This is a genomic window from Okeania sp. SIO2B3, assembly GCF_010672525.1.
Classification (GTDB): Bacteria; Cyanobacteriota; Cyanobacteriia; order Cyanobacteriales; family Microcoleaceae; genus Okeania.
This window is the reverse complement of sequence record NZ_JAAHGH010000002.1, coordinates 626,470-646,227: the sequence shown is the minus strand read 5'-3', so window position 1 is coordinate 646,227 and position 19,758 is coordinate 626,470. Positions and strand designations below refer to the sequence as shown.

General features: G+C 35.9%; 12 protein-coding genes. 3 read left to right on the top strand and 9 right to left on the bottom strand.

The genetic code is table 11. From position 1 onward, the window contains the following. On the top strand, positions 1-5,631 hold a 5,631-nt coding region (locus F6K15_RS03615; protein ID WP_293057085.1), incomplete at its 5' end, for a tetratricopeptide repeat protein. Positions 5,632-6,967: 1,336 nt separating this feature from the next. On the opposite strand, the gene pheA is transcribed toward F6K15_RS03615, so the two are convergent. Continuing rightward, the gene (gene pheA / locus F6K15_RS03610; RefSeq protein WP_293057082.1) at positions 6,968-7,858 is read right to left on the bottom strand and encodes a prephenate dehydratase; all 891 of its coding nucleotides are present in this window, start codon (positions 7,856-7,858) and stop codon (positions 6,968-6,970) included. A gap of 276 nt (positions 7,859-8,134) precedes the next feature. Here pheA and F6K15_RS03605 point away from each other — a divergent pair, with 276 nt between their 5' ends. Together F6K15_RS03605 and F6K15_RS03600 are read left to right on the top strand one after the other, a co-directional pair. Next, positions 8,135-8,725: a DUF1997 domain-containing protein gene (locus F6K15_RS03605; protein WP_293057080.1), complete on the top strand. Its 591-nt coding sequence runs from the start codon at positions 8,135-8,137 to the stop codon at positions 8,723-8,725. Between the two features lie 118 nt (positions 8,726-8,843). Beyond that, positions 8,844-9,395, top strand: a complete 552-nt coding sequence (locus tag F6K15_RS03600; protein ID WP_293057077.1) for a DUF1997 domain-containing protein — start codon at positions 8,844-8,846, stop codon at positions 9,393-9,395. A gap of 514 nt (positions 9,396-9,909) precedes the next feature. On the opposite strand, the gene F6K15_RS03595 is transcribed toward F6K15_RS03600, so the two are convergent. The 8 genes from F6K15_RS03595 to F6K15_RS03560 form a co-directional block, all read right to left on the bottom strand. Beyond that, a complete protein-coding gene (locus tag F6K15_RS03595; RefSeq protein WP_293057074.1) occupies positions 9,910-10,548 on the bottom strand; it encodes an LON peptidase substrate-binding domain-containing protein in 639 nt (212 codons plus the stop codon). Positions 10,549-11,233: 685 nt separating this feature from the next. Further along, a complete protein-coding gene (gene rpsJ, locus F6K15_RS03590) occupies positions 11,234-11,542 on the bottom strand; it encodes a 30S ribosomal protein S10 (protein WP_202219847.1) in 309 nt (102 codons plus the stop codon). Between the two features lie 363 nt (positions 11,543-11,905). Further along, entirely contained in the window at positions 11,906-13,135 is a 1,230-nt protein-coding gene (gene tuf, locus F6K15_RS03585) for an elongation factor Tu (protein WP_293057071.1), read from the bottom strand. A 940-nt stretch (positions 13,136-14,075) separates the two neighbouring features. Beyond that, a complete protein-coding gene (gene fusA / locus F6K15_RS03580) occupies positions 14,076-16,151 on the bottom strand; it encodes an elongation factor G (RefSeq protein WP_293057068.1) in 2,076 nt (691 codons plus the stop codon). Positions 16,152-16,239: 88 nt separating this feature from the next. After that, positions 16,240-16,710, bottom strand: a complete 471-nt coding sequence (rpsG, locus tag F6K15_RS03575) for a 30S ribosomal protein S7 (protein WP_293057066.1) — start codon at positions 16,708-16,710, stop codon at positions 16,240-16,242. A gap of 191 nt (positions 16,711-16,901) precedes the next feature. Next, positions 16,902-17,276 (bottom strand): 30S ribosomal protein S12, encoded by a 375-nt coding sequence (rpsL, locus tag F6K15_RS03570; protein ID WP_124146104.1) that lies wholly within the window; start codon positions 17,274-17,276, stop codon positions 16,902-16,904. Between the two features lie 628 nt (positions 17,277-17,904). Then, positions 17,905-18,228 (bottom strand): iron-sulfur cluster assembly accessory protein, encoded by a 324-nt coding sequence (locus F6K15_RS03565; protein WP_293057058.1) that lies wholly within the window; start codon positions 18,226-18,228, stop codon positions 17,905-17,907. Between the two features lie 38 nt (positions 18,229-18,266). Further along, complete coding sequence (locus tag F6K15_RS03560; protein WP_293123642.1) at positions 18,267-18,677, bottom strand: phosphomannose isomerase type II C-terminal cupin domain; 411 nt, start codon at positions 18,675-18,677, stop codon at positions 18,267-18,269. Between the last annotated feature and the right edge of the window lie 1,081 nt (positions 18,678-19,758).

Below are 19,758 nucleotides of genomic sequence, written 5' to 3'. Positions count from 1 at the left end.
AGTGGAAACCTAAAGTCAGGTTTTCAAGAATATCATTGGCGTTGGGCTCGTTGGGAAGCTAAAAAATCTCTATCTTTAATACAACCAGAAAAACTTTGGGATGGTTCTAATTTAGCAGGTAAAATAATCTTACTTCATGCCGAACAAGGGTATGGTGATACGATTCAGTTTGTTCGTTATCTTCCATTAGTTAAACAACAGGGTGGGCAGATAATTTTAGCTTGTCAGGAACCTTTAATTAGATTGCTAGAAAAAATTCCTGGAATTGAGCTATATCTAGAGGAAAAAGTAAATTTAACTTTTGATGTTCATGCTCCATTGTTAGAATTACCTCGAATATTCGGAACTACTTTAGATAATATTCCTCCGCCAATTCAGAATTTAAACATACCTGAAATTCCCTTGATAAAATTAGAATCCCCAGAGGTAAATTCCTTGAATATTGGTATTGTTTGGAAGGGAAATCAGCATAATCTAACTGCAACTAAACGTTCTTGTAAGTTAACAGATTTTCAATCAATTTTAGACATAGCAGGAATAACTTTTTATAGTTTGCAAAAAGAGCCAGGAGAAGGCATTCAATTATTAGAAACATTACCTATATTAGATTTAAGTAGTCAGTTAAATGACTTTGCTGATACGGCTGGAATTATTGCTCAACTTGACTTAGTAATTACTGTGGATACGGCAGTAGCACATTTAGCAGGAACATTAGGTAAACCTGTGTGGATATTATTACCTTTTGTGCCAGACTGGCGATGGATGTTGGATAGAAATGATAGTCCTTGGTATCCCACAGCTAGGTTATTTAGACAGCCAAAAATAGGAGATTGGCATAGTGTATTTAAACAAGTTAAAGACAGTTTAATCAATTTACTAGAAAATACTTACTCTGCGGAAAAAAAATCCAGAATTAGGAGCATAAATTTGTTTGATTCTGGAATTAAGGAAGTTCTAGAAAAATACAAATCTAAGAAGCTGAAAAAAAAGGGAAATAATTATCAGGAATTACTCCAGACTGCTGTAGAAAAATATAAAGCTGAAAACTTTGAAGAAGCAGAGCAAATATGCCATCTCATTATTCAAGATAAACCAGATGTTGCTGGTGCTTTTGAAATACTTGGTTTATGCGCCCGAAAAACAGGTAATACTAACCTAGTAATTACTTATTTTAGAAAAGCAATTAGCTTAAATCCTAATAATGAGCAAACCCATCTTAATCTAGCTGTTGCTCTGAAAAAACAACAGAAATTTAACGAAGCAATTATTCATAATCAAATAGTGCTTTCTAGAAAACCAAATTATGCTGAAGCTTGGCATAATTTAGGTGATATATTTAAAGATAAAGGTGAAATTACAGAATCAATTCTTTGCTATCAAAAAGCTGTAAATATCAAACCGAATTATGCTGATGTCTACCAAAATTGGGGAAATATTGAGAAAGCACAAGGTAATTTACTCGCAGCCAAAAATCTCTATCAAAAAGCTCTGAGCATCAAACCGAATTATGCTGATGCTTACAATAATTGGGCAAATATTGAGGAAGCACAAGGTAATTTACTCCTAGCCAAAAATCTCTATCAAAAAGCTCTTGAATTAAATTCGGAACATATTCATGCTCACTTTGGTTTAGCATTTATTTTACTTAAGCAGGGAGATTTTATTCAAGGATTTTCAGAATATGAATGGCGCTTACAAAGAAAAGATTTAATCCGTAGTTTTTCTCAACCTTTATGGGATGGCTCAAATTTTCAGGGCAAAATTTTGTTAGTTTACACCGAACAAGGTTTAGGAGATTCTATTCAATTTATCCGCTATATTCCTTTGGTGAAAAAGTTAGGAGGGCGAGTAATTGTTGAATATAATCAACCAGGATTGAAATTATTATTTACCACTATTTCAGGAATTGATGAATTATTTTTTAAAGGTGAAAGTTTGCCAGATTTCGATATACATATTCCATTAATGAGCTTACCTCGAATATTTGGAACTACCCCAGAAACTATACCTGCTGAAATTCCTTATTTATCTGTACCAAAATCAATCAATTTTCCTATTCCACTTGCTCCAGAAAAAAATCTCAAAGTCGGAATATGTTGGCAAACAAATAGTACCAACAAAAATAGTCACGAACGCTCTTGTCCAGTTGAATATTTACAACCAATTATCAATATAGATACAGTCAATTTTTACATTTTACAAAAAGAAGTCTCTTCCGCAGATTTAGAATGGCTTAACTCTCAAACTAAAATTCATAATAATGGTACATCTTTTAATAACTTAGCTGATACAGCAGCAGCAATAAAACAATTAGATTTAGTAATTACAATAGATACAGTTATTGCTCACTTAGCAGGAGCATTAGGAAAACCAGTTTGGGTAATGTTAAATTTTGATTCTGACTGGCGTTGGTTAATAGACCGGGAAGATAGTCCTTGGTATCCCACAATGAGATTATTTAGGCAGCCAAAAATAGGAGATTGGCATAGTGTATTTATTCAGGTAAAAGAAGCATTAATTGAATTTATGGAATCTCAGAAAAAGTTAAGAAAAAAATTTCATCTGGCATATCAGTATTATCAACAAAAGAATTTCGTAGAAGCAGAAAAAATATGTCGTATAATACTTGCAGAAAAACCTCAAGATTTTGATGTACTTCATTTATTAGCTGTACTAGAAAATTTAGCAGGTCGAAATGAAGTAGCAATTCAGCTTTTGGATCGGGTTATTAATCTACAGCCTAACTTTAGTCAAGCTTATTCAAACTTAGCCAAACTTATGAAAAAAGAAGGTCGTTTAGAAGAGGCGATTACTCATTATCAGAAAGCTATTTCTCTGAAACCTAATGATAGTAGTAACTACTCAAATTTAGGAAATATCCTCAAAAATGAAGGTCGTTTAGAAGAGGCAATTACTAATTATCAAACAGCTATTTCTCTGGGACAAAAAAATAGTAGTAACTACTCAAATTTAGGACTAATTTTTTTAGAAAAAGGTGAAATTGATGCGGCAATTATTAACTATGAAAAGTCTAGAGAAATTAATCCTGACAGCTCATGGACAAATATTAATTTAGGTTTTGCTTGGGAAAAAAAGGGAGACTTATCAAAGGCGAGTACCTATTATCAACAGGCAATTGAAATTAACCCTAATTATGCTGAAGCATGGTGCAGATTAGGGAATACTTTACAAAAACAAGGTCAAGTTGAGTTAGCAATTGAGTATTGTCAAAAATCTCTTCAACTAAATCCAGATTATGCTGAAGCATATCATTCCCTAGGCTTTATATTTTTAAAATTAGAAAAACTTGCGAAATCTCAAAAATATTATGAACAAGCTCTTAAATTAGACAAAAATCATGTAAATTCTCATTTTGGTTTAGCAAATATTTTACTTAAACAGGGAGATTTTATTGCCGGATTTTCTGAATATGAATGGCGGTGGCAACATGAACATTCTATTAAGCGTAATTTCTCTCAACCTTTATGGGATGGCTCAAATTTTTATGGTAAAACTTTATTAGTTTATACAGAACAAGGTTTAGGAGACTCTATTCAATTTATCCGCTATGTTCCTCTGGTAAAAAAATTAGGAGGTCTTGTCATTGTTGAATGTAACAAACCAGGATTGAAATTATTATTTACTACTGTCTCAGGAATTGATGAATTACTTATTAGAGGTGAAAAACTACCAGACTTTGATTTACAAATACCTTTAATGAGCTTACCTAGCATTTTGGGAACTACCCTAAAAACTATACCTCCTGAAATTCCTTATTTATCTGTACCAAAATCAATCGATTTTCCCATTCCACTTGCTCCAGAAGAAAATCTCAAAGTCGGAATATGTTGGCAAACAAATAGTACTACTGAAACCAGTCAAGTACGCTCTTGCCCAGTTGAATATTTACAACCAATTATCAATATAGATACAGTCAATTTTTACATTTTACAAAAAGAAGTCTCTTCCACAGATTTAGAATGGCTGAACTCTCAAACTAAAATACATAATTTAAGTTCATCTTTTAATGACCTAGCTGATACAGCAGCAGCAATAAAACAATTAGATTTAGTAATTACAATAGATACAGTTATTGCTCACTTAGCAGGAGCATTAGGAAAACCTGTTTGGGTAATATTAAATTTTGATTCTGACTGGCGTTGGTTAATAGACCGGGAAGATAGTCCTTGGTATCCAACAATGAGATTATTTAGACAGCCAAAAATTAATGATTGGGATAGTGTATTTAAGCAAGTTAAAGAAAACTTAGAAAATTTGCTAGATAATAATTCTCCAACCAATAAAACTTCTGAAAAAAAGGGTATTAAATTGCCAGAAGAAGCCATTAAAAAAGCTTTAGCACAATATAAATCTGGCAAACATCAAAAAAACACAACTTTGTCTACTTTCATAACTTCTCAAAAAAATCTACAAACTCAAACTTATACTTCTGAAATAATGAAAACAATTGCTATTGGCTGGCCTTTAAATCCGATGACTGGTTGGGGTATTTATGGCATTAATCTTACTCTCCAACTACTTAAAAATCAAGCAGATAAACCCCTATTATTAACACCTCCTTCTATTCAACCTGGAATTTTAAATCCTCTACATCAAGCTTTACTAAATCCAGCTTTTGATGATCAGAAAAATTTGCAAAATCAACTCAAAAATCACCAAGGCAAAAAGATTAAACTCAACTTACCAATCTTACAAGCTTTAGGTAGTAACTTTTCCGCAAGTAATCATATTGTAGGAACCAAAAATATTGGAATTATTTTCTCAGAAAATACTCAATTTACCTCAGAAAAAATTAATCGCTCCAAAGCTTATGATTTGATTATTACCGGATCTACCTGGAATACCAAAATTCTAGAAAGCAATAGTATCAAACCCGTACAAAAAGTTTTACAAGGCATTGACCAAACAATTTTTCATCCCGCACCTAAATCTAATATTTTTAGCGATCGCTTTGTTGTTTTTTCTGGTGGAAAGCTAGAATATCGTAAAGGTCAAGATATTGTCATCGCAGCTTTTAAAATATTCCAAAAACGTTATCCAGAAGCACTATTAATTACAGCTTGGCATAACTTCTGGCCTCAATTTATGGCAGGAATTGAACAAACTGGAAATGTTCTAGGATTACCGAAAATTAGTCAAAATAAACGTTTACAAATTACTCAATGGTTACTAGAAAATGACATTCCTAGCAATGCAGTGATTGATGTTGGTCCGATTCCTAATTATATGGTAGGACAAATATTACGAGAAGCTGATGTGGCTGTATTTACAAATCGCTGTGAAGGCGGTACAAATCTGGTTGCAATGGAAAGTCTTGCCTGTGGTATCCCAACAATTATTTCTGCTAATACTGGGCATTTAGATATTATTAATAACTCTCATTGTTATCCCTTACATAATCAAAAATCTGTGAAACCTACTCCACAGTTTCCAGGTGTAGAAGGTTGGGGAGAATCTGATGTTGAAGAAGTAGTAGAAATGTTAGAAAAAGTTTATTTTGACCGAGAAGATGCTCAACTTCGGAGCAAAACTGCTGTTAGTTTTATGCAAGATTTGACTTGGGAAAAACAAATTCAACGTCTGCTTGTTGTTCTGCAAAATTTAATTTAATAAGTTATACCAATTTGATAAATGTTTGCTACAAATAGTGAGATTCTATATAGGAGTCAGTCCTCAGTCCTCAGGAGTTAGAATAAATAACTTAGGGTTTGCTGAAAAAGTCTTTTGTTAAGGGTAGGAGTCAGTCCTCAGGAGTCAGAATAAATGGGAATTATACCAATTCTTAAAAGTAACACTATACTTGGGTAAGACTTCAGTTATTAATTAATCAAAACATCTATAATCACCTTTTTGCTAAAAAAAAATAGCCTAGTTAATGTTAATTATTCTTACTTTTTACTTCTCCCCCCACTCCCCCACTCCGCTTCTCAACAAAATGTAGAAAAGTTTTTGAGAAATGGTATTATAGAGGAGGTAGTCGGAATAATTTTACCTTTATTTTTCTACCCTTATCTGCCCAAAATCCTAACTTTTTGGTAGCCCAAGCTTAAAAAGTTGCACTTTTTTTCAGTATAAAAAGGCTGAGGCTTTTATCTGTAAATGCTTTGAGAATTAATCAGCAAGCCTAACTTAAATATCATTTATTCCTGTGAGTATCTCTTTTTAATCAAAGAGATATTTGAAGGATAATCCTTTAAGTGCCGTTATGATTCTAAATATTCTTTTTTCATGCTTGGTATAATACCATTTGTCATATGAAAAGCAATGCTATACTTGGCAAGTAGTAGAAATTACTATCAAAATCACAAAAATCATTCAGAAGCCTTTCCTGACGGAATGCTCCGCAAACAGCAATTCAGCAATCAGTATTTCCTCAAATCATGGGATGCATAATTTTATGTTTTATCCCCTTAAAAGGGGAGCCTAGAAACCTGATTTTTTTGTCAGAATAAATAACCCAAATATCATTTATTAGTGTGAGTATCTCTTTTTAATCAAAGGTAAGCATTCCGCAGGAAATTCTTACAATCAAAGAGACATCCGAAGGATAATCTTTTAAGTCTCATTATTATTCTAAAAATTCTTTTTTCACCCTTGGTATTATAGCAGTTGGAGGAAAGGTGTTTGACAGTTCAAAAGTTGAAAACTCAGACAACGTAATACTTTTGCTTCTTCCTTATTCCTTATTCCTTCTTCCTTCTTCCTTCTTCTTTCTTAGAGCTGATTTATAAACTGAGTTAAAACTCCTTTCTAGCATGGGTTGGCGGAAAATTATGACCTAGGGGCTTAGATAGTGTCGAACCCTTACACTGTAAAGCATTTATCCTCTTAATATTTACTTTATAAATCAGCTCTTATTCCTTTTGCTATAACCATCTTTGAAAACCAGATATTTTCAGTAAAAAAAACTGATATTTAATCGGTAATATACGAATTAGTATATCTTTTAATTGAGCGCCATAATCGTATAACTGCCAAATATTTTTAGGGTTTCTGTATAGGTTTTCAACTCCTCTATTGCTATCTTGATAAAATCATCATTATTCTTAGCTTCTATATCAATAAAAAATAAATAATCCCCTAGTGATCGCTTCGTAGGACGAGACTCTATTCTACTCATATTAATTCCCCTTTTAGCAAATACTTGTAATGGCTTCACTAAAGCACCTGGTACATTTGCAGGCACACTGAAACCTAGAGAAATAAACACAGAACTTCCCGGTTGATTTATCCTATTAATTATTAATTTTAAATCAGAATTCTCTATTTCTGCACATCCTTCTTTCAATACCCAAAAACGAGTACAATTGTCAGGATAATCATTAATTGGATAAGCTAATATAGGTAATTTATAAAGTAGAGCCGCTCTTTGAGAAGCGATCGCTGCAGCACTCCTATCCTTACCTAAATGTCGCAATGCTTCTGCAGTAGAATTATCCGGAATTTGCTGGACTTGTGGCAAAAATCTTTCTAACCAACCTTGACATTGAGCTAAAGCTTGTGGATGAGAATAAACTGTTTTAATCTCCTCAAAACTATCAGCTAATGATATTAATCCATGAGAAATAGGCAAAACTAATGCTGTTTGAATCTCTAAAGAGTCCAATTGCCAAAGTTTATCCAGAGTAACAGTAACACTCCCTTCAATAGAATTTTCTACAGGTACAACTGCCAAATTAACTTCCCCTTGAGAAACTGCCCATAAAGTTTGAGCAATACTAGGATATGGACACAGAAAAGATTTTTGACCAAACTGACTCAGTTTATTAGTAAATGCCACTGCTGCTGTCTCGGCATTAGTACCAGCAGGGCCAAGATGTGCAATTGATATGGTCATAGAATCTCCATTTTATTTTAGATTTTAGATTAAACCCAATTTCTATAAAATTGAATAAGTTACACTTCGTAAAATTAAGTTACATTTCTTTAATCATTTCTCATCTATCAACCATTATGATTACTAGAATTACTCAATTTTACCTAAATCCCCTGCTGGTGAATGACTAAACTTGAGTAAATACTTTAGTATGATCCAAGTCACATGAATCAATATGAAGATTTCATAAAATTTAGATATTAAAATATTTATTTTTTATACAAATTTATACAAATAATGATTACTAGATTTACCGCATCTCAATCTGTAAATATTCCCGTAGTTGAGCAACAAATTCCTATTCACCATTATCTTCGCCAACCGAAACGCCTAGTCAATGCTTTGGTAGATCCAACAAGATTAGAGCAGTTAGACAAAGATAGCTTCCGCCTCAAAATGCGTCCACTACACTTTATGATGTTAACTATTCAACCAACTGTAGACCTACAGATTTGGGCCAGTGCTAATGACAAAATTTACTTAAAGTCAAACGGTTGTGAAATTCGTGGCGTAGAATATATTAATCAGCGTTTTGCCCTAAATCTAGTTGGCATTCTCCAAACCTACCAAATTAAAGGAGTTACTCATCTCAAAGGCAAAGCAGATTTAGAAGTTAAGGTAGAATTACCTCCTCCATTATGGTTAACACCTCTACCAGTTTTAGAAACAACTGGTAATGGTTTACTTAAAAGTGTATTAATGACAATTAAGCAAAGATTGACCCATCAACTATTAACTGATTATCATAAATGGGCTTGTGATGAAGCTGAAATATTAACAAATAGTGAACAAGGTTCCGTTTTATCTCCTGGTAGTCAGGCAGTTTAATCTAGTAGTATTTAGTTCTTTCCACTCAAGCTTGACGGAAATTATTACAAAATTTAATATCTTCTCGTATAAGGTAATTAATAGTTTTAATAAAAATTACTTACTTCTACTAGCTGCTATGTATAATAATTTTTTTGCATCTCAATCTGTCAATATACCCGTTCCAGAGGAGTCTATAGATATTCACAGTTATTTAAGTCAACCACAACGTATTGTAGAAGTTCTAGCAGACCCTAATTGCATAGAAAAATTAACTAACGATACATATCGTTTGAAAATGAACCCTCTCAAATTCTTTATGTTGAAAATTGAACCAATTATCGACATGAAAATCTTGACAACTTCTGAAGGAGTAGTCAAATTAAAGTCTGTTGGTTGTAAACTTAAAGGAATTGAAATGATTAATGAACATTTTCAATTAAATCTCAATGGTACAATGCAGCCCACCAAAATTCATAAGAAAACTATTCTAGAGGGAAAAGTAGAGTTAGCCTTACAAATATTTTTGCCTGCTCCCTTCAATAAAATTCCCAAATCAATTTTGCTATCTACAGGTAATAATTTATTAGGTAGTATTTTGCTCAAAATGAAGAAAGGATTGATGAATAAATTATTATTAGACTATAGCAACTGGGCAAATTCAGAAGAGAGGAATTTACTAGCTGCTTAGTTAAATAAAAAAGTACGGCGTTGCTGAATAGCGTGTATAATATTAATCTTAATTGCTTAGGAGTCAGGAGTCAGGAGTCAGGAGTCAGGAGTCAGGAGTCAGGAGGAAACAAGAAGAAAGAGGAATTGAAGAAGAAAGTTTTTTGTTTAGCTGGCGCACAACGCACGTTTACACTACGCGACAGTTCAAACGCAGCATTCCGTACCAAAAACACGGAGCGCTGAACTGAACTCTATCGTGCTCTTATCCGGACATGATATCATACCTCAAATAACCAACGCCAAAAGTACTTTATGACATTGTCACAAAGCTTATGGAAAAATTAGACTTCGGAAGTGAGTCAGAAACTACAATTATAGCTGTTTTCACTCATAGCGAAAATCTCTGTATTCTATGAAACATGAAAACTGCTATAAGTAGCTTCCTAATTCCCACTACCAATTATTGAGCTATATATTCTATTAATAACTTTCTCTAAACAAACACCTTGAATCTACAACATCATTGCTAGAGTTTATTTTAAAGTATCTTTCAGAACAGTTCTTGCTGCAAGATGATTCCTAGTAGATGTGAGAATTTCTACTTCTCTTTCTAACCTAGTAGCAGTATCTTGCATCTCCAAAAGAGCTTGCTGTTCAGTTGCTACTCCATAGAGATTGCTAGCCACCCAATATGACAATTCTTTTGGTAAACTAGGAATATCAGTTGGTAACTCTATACTCTGATCCATAAGTTTACCTGAAAGATGAACTACATCTTTTAGCAAAGCTTCAACTTGATTTGCTAACTCTCCAAGAGTATTTTCTGAAGAATCATCTTCTATCCACTCAACTAAACCAACTAGATAAGGTTTTTCTCTAATTGTGTCTAAAACTCTAAATCTTTGCTCACCTACTGTCAAAATCTTCATCCGATCATCAGGTAAGCGTTGGTAGTTCTCAATTTTAGCGCAACACCCAGTGGCCACAACTCGGTCTTGAGTAGAATCCCACATCAAAATTCCAAATCTACTATCGCTTTCTAGAACTGTATTCATCATAATTCTATAGCGAAATTCAAAGATGTGTAGTGGTAGAGGTCTACCTGGAAATAATACTACTTCTGGTAGTGGAAATAGGGGAAGTTCTCGAACAGCTACAGAAGAGGATGCCATCTTTCATCATTAAAATAAAGTTTTGCTTCTTAATACTTCTTATACTTTAGCTGATTTTTCTATTCTTTAGATATCTATGGGCTTACTAATTTTTGATTTTTGGGAATTTTTACATATAGCAGGGAACAGGGAACAGTAGGAAAAGCATTTCTCTGTCTTATCGTTCATCAGCAGTCTATGTCAAATACCAACTCGTTCCTTGGTATAAATATCAAGATAATTTGGAATTTTGGTAAAAAAATTGTATTGCTGAACATCAAACGCCAAACATTATAGTGTCTTAGAATTCCTATTCATATAAATCAAAAAAACTTTAAGTTACCGAAAAGCGACGTTGAAGACCCTCGTGTTTTAACCGGGGGATGAAAACAAGGGAGTGGCTTAAACTAGACAACTTTAGTTATCCTGTGCTATTATTATCGACAAAAAGTAAGGATAACGCTAGGCATTGGTCTTAGCCTACTCTGTAGGGTAACTTTTACTTGTCCCCAAAGGAATATCTTTGGTCAGCCAAGAATAGACTAAGCAACACGGATTTATCCTGTTGCGTAGTATCTACTTAGAATCCCCGTGACTTGAGTCTGGGAAATAGTCAACAATATATTAATATAAGTCCGAACCATAACTTGAGGCCATGGGTTCGTTAAATAATTTTAGACTAGAAACTACCCATGGACTAACTTGGCTATAACTTCACTTCAATATCTACCCCTGCGGGTAAGTCAAGCTTCATTAGAGCATCAATTGTTTTTGATGAAGGTTGATAAATATCTATAATTCTACGATGTGTCCTAGTTTCAAAGTGTTCTCGTGAATCTTTATCAACGTGAGGTGATCGCAATAGACAATAAATGCGTCGTTTTGTGGGCAAAGGTATTGGCCCAATTGCCGTGGCTCCCGTTCTATTTGCCGTATCTACAATTTTTTCACAAGATGTATCTAGTAAACGGCGGTCAAATGCCTTCAGACGAATACGAATTTTTTGCTGTTGAATTGTGGCCATTTATCTTTAATTTTCTAGGTTCAGATTTTTTAGTTTTCAATTATAAATTGCTAGTTTTCGCGAGCCAGCAATAGACTTTAATGAAGTCAGAAGCCAGAAGTTATTTTGATCACGGAAATGTTTAAAGATAGCTTATCCAAAATGCACAAAAAAGTAGATACAAACTCAATATAGTTAAAAATAGCTGCTCTAATTCATTTTAGATAGTCATCTCTATCGTTTTCTCCTTTTTTTTCAATCTATACCCTTCTTCCTTCTTCCCTATTCCTTCTTCCTTCATTAATAAGCAGCAGAAAAGCAAATATCAATAATTTATATATACTTTTCTGCCACTTAATGTTTGAGGAAATTGTCCTACTCTATAATCTTAGAAACAACTCCAGCGCCAATAGTTCTACCACCTTCACGAATAGCAAAACGCATACCTTGCTCAATTGCCACAGGGTTGATTAGTAGAACTGTCATTTTAATCCGGTCACCAGGCATTACCATTTCTGCGGCACTGCCATCATCAGCAGTAAAAGACTCAATAGCACCAGTCACATCTGTTGTCCGGATGTAGAATTGAGGACGATAGTTAGGGAAGAAAGGTGTATGACGACCTCCTTCTTCTTTTTTCAGAACATATACTTCCGATTCAAATTTTTTGTGGGGAGTAATAGAACCTGGTTTAGCTAAAACCATGCCACGTTGAATATCATCTTTCTGCATACCACGCAGTAGTAATCCCACATTATCACCCGCCATTCCTTCATCCAGAATTTTCTGGAACATTTCCACACCTGTAACTGTGGTACTACGAGTATCTTTGATACCTACCAATTCCACAGTTTCACCGACTTTGACCTTACCACGCTCAATCCGTCCTGTAGCTACAGTACCACGACCAGTAATAGAGAAGACATCCTCTACCGCCATGAGGAATGGCTTATCAACATCACGTTCTGGTGTAGGAATATACCCATCAACTTCATCCATCAGAGCGAGAATTTTATCTACCCACTCATTTTCACCCTTTCCTATGCTTGGGTTAGCTGTTAGTGCTTCTACTGCCTGTAAAGCAGAACCAGCAGCGATAGGAATATTATCTCCATCAAAATCATAGTCACTTAAAAGTTCCCGAACTTCCAGTTCCACCAGTTCCAAAAGTTCCTCATCATCAACCATATCTTGCTTGTTGAGGAAAACAACTATATTAGGAACCCCTACCTGCTTGGCCAATAGAATATGTTCGCGAGTTTGGGGCATTGGACCATCAGCAGCAGAAACTACTAGAATTGCACCGTCCATTTGAGCTGCACCTGTAATCATATTTTTTACATAGTCAGCGTGTCCAGGACAATCAACGTGAGCATAGTGACGCCCTTCTGTTTCATACTCTACATGAGCAGTATTAATTGTGATACCCCGTGCTTTCTCTTCTGGAGCTGCATCAATATCCGCATAATTCCTTGCCTTAGCTTTTCCTTGCGCTGCTAGACTCATGGTAATTGCAGCAGTCAAAGTTGTCTTACCGTGGTCAACGTGGCCAATAGTTCCAATATTGACGTGAGGCTTATTTCTTTCAAATTTTGCGCGTGCCATTAATTACTTGTTCCTTTTTTCCGTTGTTAATTCCGTTTACCTTAAAGAAGCAGTCAGCAGTCAGCAGTCAGCTTTCAGCAGGATTTTGAATTTAGAATTAAAGGTAAATTTACCAATTCTGAATTCTATTACAAACTGGGAGGCTAGCTGAATACTAAAAGCTAACAGCTAGTCAAATCAGGAAACGGATGCACTGAGTGACAGCTCCCGTCGCTAAACTCTTGCGAGCTATAACGCGGGCTTCTCGTTGACTCCCGGCAACCCGTCGGACATTTCACGTTCGCGAAGCGGCTCCGCAGGAGTAACTTTGGTTTTACTTCCCCGTGCTGCCCCACCGGAGAAGGAGTAGAGATTAATTTCTCGCTCTACCTAGGTTCCTTGAAAGTTTTACATACAATCAAGCTGTACTTTGAATGCACAATTCCTTGTAAAACCCCGTACCTTCAGTTCTCTGGGTTCGTTTTGTAGGCGGCGGTTAGCTCTTGAAATAACTTTACCTACATCATTTATTTTACCAGCATTTTGTCCACCATTCATCCCGTCGCTAATCCGGAAGGATATAGCACGGGGCTTCTGGCGGTTGGTGCTAACTAATAATAGATAAATTTTGAAAACTCTGCTTATCCCTTCACCAATGGATAATTGATAATTGATAATTGATAATTAACCCCCATTCAGTTTAAAGCCTCTCCTTTTGAGGAAAAAAAAGAAATCAGATTTCTTTATATTTAATCAAGAACGGTTTTAACCAGAGGTAATTATCCATTATTCATTATCCATTATCAATTAATGAACCAATCTTTGTTAGCTTTTGTTTTAGACAATTGCTTACTTTTTCACTAAATTGCAAGTTTTTATCTAGTTATCAGTGACTTGATTTTCACATTATCCAACCCAAAGCCAATATTTTAACCTAAAAAACAGACAATTTTCCAGATTATTAAACATATCCTCTGCTTTTAGCAATGATAGTCTCAGCCACATTACGAGGCACTTCCTCGTAGCTACTAAATTCCATCGAAAACATACCACGACCTTGAGTCTTTGACCTCATATCAGTAGCATAACCAAACATTTCTGCCAAAGGAACCTTTGCCGTTACTTTAGCCACACTTGATTCTAACTCTTGATTCTCTATTTGTCCTCTTCTAGAGTTCAGGTCTCCAATAATATTACCAATAAAATCTTCAGGTACTTCTACCTCTACTTTCATCATAGGCTCCAATAACACAGGTGAAGCCTTAGTAACACCTTCCTTAATTGCCATAGAGCCAGCAATTTTAAAAGCCATTTCTGAAGAATCCACATCATGGTAAGATCCATCTACCAGAGTAGCCTTAACATCTATTAATGGATAACCAGCTAAAACACCTGCTTCACAGGCCTCTTTCATTCCTTGCTCTGCTGGACTAATAAATTCTTTAGGTACTGTCCCTCCCACAATTTTAGAGACAAACTCAAAGCCACTGCCTCGGTCTCCTGGTTCCAGCTCTATGACTACATGACCATACTGACCTTTACCGCCACTTTGACGGATAAATTTACCCTCTGCCTGGACATCTTGGCGAATAGTCTCTCGGTAAGCCACCTGTGGTTGACCCACATTAGCTTCCACCTTATATTCCCGAAGCATCCTATCTACCAAGATTTCCAGGTGCAGCTCGCCCATACCAGCAATTACCGTTTGATTGGTTTCTGGATCGACACTCACTCGGAATGTAGGGTCTTCATCAGAAAGAGCCTGAAGTGCTTTGGACAGTTGCTCCATATCTTGCTTGGTTTTCGGTTCCACAGCCACAGATATAACTGGCTCAGGAACATAAAGAGACTCTAGAACAATTGGATTGGCTGTATCACAAACCGTATCTCCTGTCAAGGTATATTTCAACCCCACAACCGCTCCCAAATCTCCTGCCCGAAGTTCATCAACATCTATTCTGTCATCAGCTTTCAGAACAATTAGACGAGAAATTCTTTCTTTCTTATCTTTAGTAGAATTTAGAATATAACTACCTTTAGCAAGGACCCCTGAATATACCCGGAGAAAGGTGAGACGGCCATAAGTATCTGACATAATTTTGAATGCCAGAGCTGATAGAGGTGCCTGATCATCTGATAGTCTAGTATCCAATTCTCCATTTGCTAGGGTTCCTTGAATTGCTGGAACTTCTGTAGGAGCTGGTAAATAATTTACTACTGCATCCAATAAAAGCTGAACGCCTTTGTTTTTGAAAGCAGAACCACAGAGCATAGGTACAATTGTACCTGCAATAGTCCCTTGACGTAGAGCTTTACGAATTTCCTCTTCTGTTAGTTCCTCACCTTCGAGATACTTTTCTGTCAAAGCATCATCAGTTTCCGCTACTGACTCAACTAACTTAAGACGATATTCTTGAGCTAACTCTTCCACTTCTGCTGGAATTTCCATTTCTTGAATATCTGTTCCCAAGTCATTGGTGTAGATAAAAGCCTTCATCCCCACCAAATCTACAATTCCCCTAAAATCATTTTCACTACCGATAGGAATTTGAATAGGAACTGCATTAGCTCGGAGGCGATCGCGAACTTGCTCGTATACCTTGAAGAAGTTAGCCCCTGTCCGGTCCATCTTATTCACAAAGGCCATACGAGGGACATGGTAACGGTCAGCCTGACGCCAGACAGTTTCTGATTGAGGCTGTACTCCTCCTACCGAGCAGAATACAGCTATTATTCCATCCAGAACCCTCATAGAACGTTCTACTTCTATTGTGAAGTCTACGTGTCCTGGAGTATCAATAATATTAATTTGATGGTCTAACCACTTAGTGCTAATAGCAGCCGCAGTAATAGTAATTCCACGTTCTCGCTCTTGAGCCATCCAGTCGGTAACTGCGGTCCCATCGTGAACTTCCCCCATTTTATGTACTATACCGGAATAAAATAGGATTCTTTCTGTTGTTGTTGTCTTACCCGCATCTATATGAGCTGCGATACCGATATTTCGCACGCGCTCCAGTGGCATAGTACGTCCCACAGTTACCTCCTCTATCTGTGCTTCAGATTTTTACGCTTGATTAAAATTCTATATTTTGGGTACAAGTGGCGGTCTTCTTTGATTCGTTTTAATAACGATAGTGAGCAAAAGCCTTATTTGCTTCTGCCATTCTATGAGTTTCTTCTCGCTTACGAACTGCACTACCTGTTTCGTTAGCTGCATCCATTAACTCATTGGCTAATTTCATGGCCATTGTTTTTCCTCCTCTAGACCTAGAATATTGCACCAACCAACGCAGAGCTAGGCTAGTTCCACGATCTGAGCGGACTTCCATTGGCACTTGGTATGTTGCACCACCCACACGACGGGCCTTAACTTCTACTAAAGGAGTCACATTCCGGACTGCTTTTTCAAATAGTTCTAAAGGGTCTGAATCTGTCCTTTCTTCAATAGTTTTAAACGCATCGTAGACGATATTAAAGGCTAAAGATTTTTTACCGTGACGCATTATGCGTCGTACCATCATACTGACTAATCGACTATTATACTGTGCATCTGGAGGAACAGGACGTCTTTGAACAACTCTACGACGAGACATATTATCACAACCAATAAACTAAACTTTAATTGACACTCTTACCGTAAAATAAGAGCGATTATAACGGGAGATTCTTGTTTTACAGATTCTCGGGCAAGATAACAAATCAAACAAGATAGATACAAAATTCAATATATATTATTACATAATAACTTTAGCTAATGTTTTCTTGAATTTTGCATTCTATTAACTTAAGCTTTAGGCTTTTTTGCCCCATACTTAGAACGACTTTGTTTACGATCTTTAACTCCTGCGGTATCTAATGTGCCCCGAATAATGTGATATCTCACACCAGGCAGGTCTTTAACCCTACCACCTCTAATCATAACTACAGAGTGTTCTTGTAGGTTATGACCAATACCAGGAATATAGGCAGTTACTTCAAAGCCTGAAGTTAGACGTACCCTAGCCACCTTACGGAGAGCTGAGTTAGGTTTTTTTGGTGTAGTGGTGTATACTCTGGTGCATACTCCACGACGTTGAGGGCAACTTTTAAGAGCCGGAGATTTAGTTTTCTTTTGAGTTTCTTGACGAGCTGAACGAATTAGTTGTTGAATTGTTGGCATGAGTTATAACTAACAGTTGTTATTGTGATTCTTCTTCATTGGTCTTACTAAACTTACCCATACATGATTGCATGCAGCTCTGGCAGCTCAGTTCCTGTTTTACTGACGCAACGCTGCACGTTTAATGTCGCAGAGCTAAAGACAGAAGACCACAGACTATTGTCTGCTTGGCCTCTCGATCATAATATTTTTGGGCGAGCTTACTTAGGAAATTTGTTCCCTATTATTTAAAGAAGAAGTATATTTTAGTCAATTATTCAGGACTTACGCAGGGACACGCTTATCAAGTGAGGGCGCAATTCGGAGCTTGGCGGAACGCCAATGCCATTCGCCCCTACATATGGTGTTTTCAAGGTGAATTTGCTTAAGTCCTGTTACTTTGTATCTTTAAAAAATATCCACGTTGAAAAATTAGCCTCTTTTAACGAAGCTATTCCTTAACTATTAGGATATAGGATAGGAATAAATTACCGCTGCGCCATAGGAATCTTTGGTGCAACGGCCTATTTTTCAGGAAGTTTAGGGAAATTATCAAAACATTAATTAATTTTGGGCTTTATCCCTAATTATTCTAAAAAACTTTACAAACAATCTTTAATTATAGGTTAGTTATACACTTTTGTCAACATCAAATCGAAAAGGAATTTCCACAACCACAGGTAGCTTTAGCATTAGGGTTATTAAATCGGAAGCCTCCACCCATCAGGTCCTCAGAATAGTCCAAGGTTAATCCATTCAGGTAGTTTAGTTGTTGAGAGTCAACTACGACTTTAACTTTCCCACAGTCATAAACTCGGTCGTTACTAGCTAACTGTTCGTCAAACTCCATTATGTAATAGAAACTACAGCAGCCACCAGATTTAAACTTCAAACGAAATAAGGCATTTGGGTTTTGGTACTTAGACCTAAGACGAATAATTTCTTGGACTGCTGCTTCGCTCAAGTTAATCATTCACAAATTTCACAAATTTTTTTTGCTTACCAGTTAAATTAGGACTTTGTGCGGGCATAATCATCTTGAAAACGAACAATATCATCCTCTCCAAGATACTCTCCATTTTGTACTTCAATTAATACTAAAGGAATAACTCCTGGATTCTCTAAGCGATGAGAAGTACATTGAGGTACATAGGTAGATTGATTGTTTTGCAGAATTTCTTCTTTGTCTCCACAGACAACCTTAGCAGTTCCTGAAACAACAATCCAATGCTCGCTACGATGGTAGTGCATTTGTAGACTAAGTCTATGTCCTGGTTTGACTTCTATCCGTTTGATTTTGTATCCAAGTCCATCTTCTAAAACTGTGAACGAGCCCCAAGGACGTTCGGTGGTAGGCAGTCCTTTTAATGCAGAAGGTATAGACAATTTAGGAGTTTGGGCTACTTCTTTAACTTGTACCATTTTTTTGCGGTCTCCAAAAAAATAAAATACTAAATACTTATGGTTATGTTTAATCTCCTGAACTCAGAGATTATTAGAGACTATATCTCTATAACCTGGTACACAAATAATTCTCCCACCTAGTATTTCTAGAGGTTCAGGCTCAAGAAAAATAGTCTAGGGGTCAAGTCAAATTAGATACCATATAAACCATAGCAAAATTACCCCTATTACTGTCACCCCCTATTCAAGCTTTTTGAATATCTATATCAAATCTTCATATATCTATAGTTCATAAAAATATAGTCACATAAGACATATCCTTCGGAGCGCAGGTGTTACCTTAGACGCTCGTGTTAGGGTAGCTCCTCCGTTTGCGCAGAATGACCTAGGAAAGGAGGCACTACAACACCACGCCAGTTGCGTGACTGTCGGGAGTAAATCTACTGGAATGACACACCTAATATCAAAATAATTGGGTCGCGCGACCCCGCCTTTTAAGGCGAAATATTTTTGGTTCCTTGCTCAAATCCTTCAAAAATAACTTCTGACTTTGTTAATGGGGCGGGGACAGGTTCATCTAATAATAATTTGTAACGCCATTAATTTAACGTGGAACCCGCCCCTACTATTGCCACATTTTAGGTGCGTCACGCCACTACACTCAATCCCGATCAAAATATTATTCTTTCTATCTATAGCAACTTCGAGCTTCACACATTGATTGATGCTATTGAATCTGGTATCATAATTAACTAGCTGCTGAAAAATTATACTATGCTGTGTGTATGCAGAAGGCCACAATGGTAGAAGTAAGGCCTAATTTTAGATATATGTCCATACATAAATCAATCTAATTTTTTTTTTAGATTTTAGATAAATCTATTAAGAGTGAAAAATTAAAAAATATATAAGCCTACTCGATCTAATAAACACTCGACTATAATAAGTAAAATAATTCTAACTAAATGATGAGCTATAAGCGATAAGCATGAAAGCAAGATTCAAGCTCATACTCATATTAGGTTGAAACATAATTGGGAAAGATCGCACTATAAATTTAAATCAATCGACAAATAAGAAATTAGCGTGAGCTGCGTGT

Coding starts and splice junctions, on each gene's coding strand:
- pheA (WP_293057082.1), bottom strand. CDS start 7,858: ATGACCATATCAATTGCACATCTTGGCCCTGCTGGTACTAATGCCGAG.
- F6K15_RS03605 (WP_293057080.1), top strand. CDS start 8,135: ATGATTACTAGATTTACCGCATCTCAATCTGTAAATATTCCCGTAGTT.
- F6K15_RS03600 (WP_293057077.1), top strand. CDS start 8,844: ATGTATAATAATTTTTTTGCATCTCAATCTGTCAATATACCCGTTCCA.
- F6K15_RS03595 (WP_293057074.1), bottom strand. CDS start 10,548: ATGGCATCCTCTTCTGTAGCTGTTCGAGAACTTCCCCTATTTCCACTA.
- tuf (WP_293057071.1), bottom strand. CDS start 13,135: ATGGCACGCGCAAAATTTGAAAGAAATAAGCCTCACGTCAATATTGGA.
- rpsG (WP_293057066.1), bottom strand. CDS start 16,710: ATGTCTCGTCGTAGAGTTGTTCAAAGACGTCCTGTTCCTCCAGATGCA.
- rpsL (WP_124146104.1), bottom strand. CDS start 17,276: ATGCCAACAATTCAACAACTAATTCGTTCAGCTCGTCAAGAAACTCAA.
- F6K15_RS03565 (WP_293057058.1), bottom strand. CDS start 18,228: ATGATTAACTTGAGCGAAGCAGCAGTCCAAGAAATTATTCGTCTTAGG.
- F6K15_RS03560 (WP_293123642.1), bottom strand. CDS start 18,677: ATGGTACAAGTTAAAGAAGTAGCCCAAACTCCTAAATTGTCTATACCT.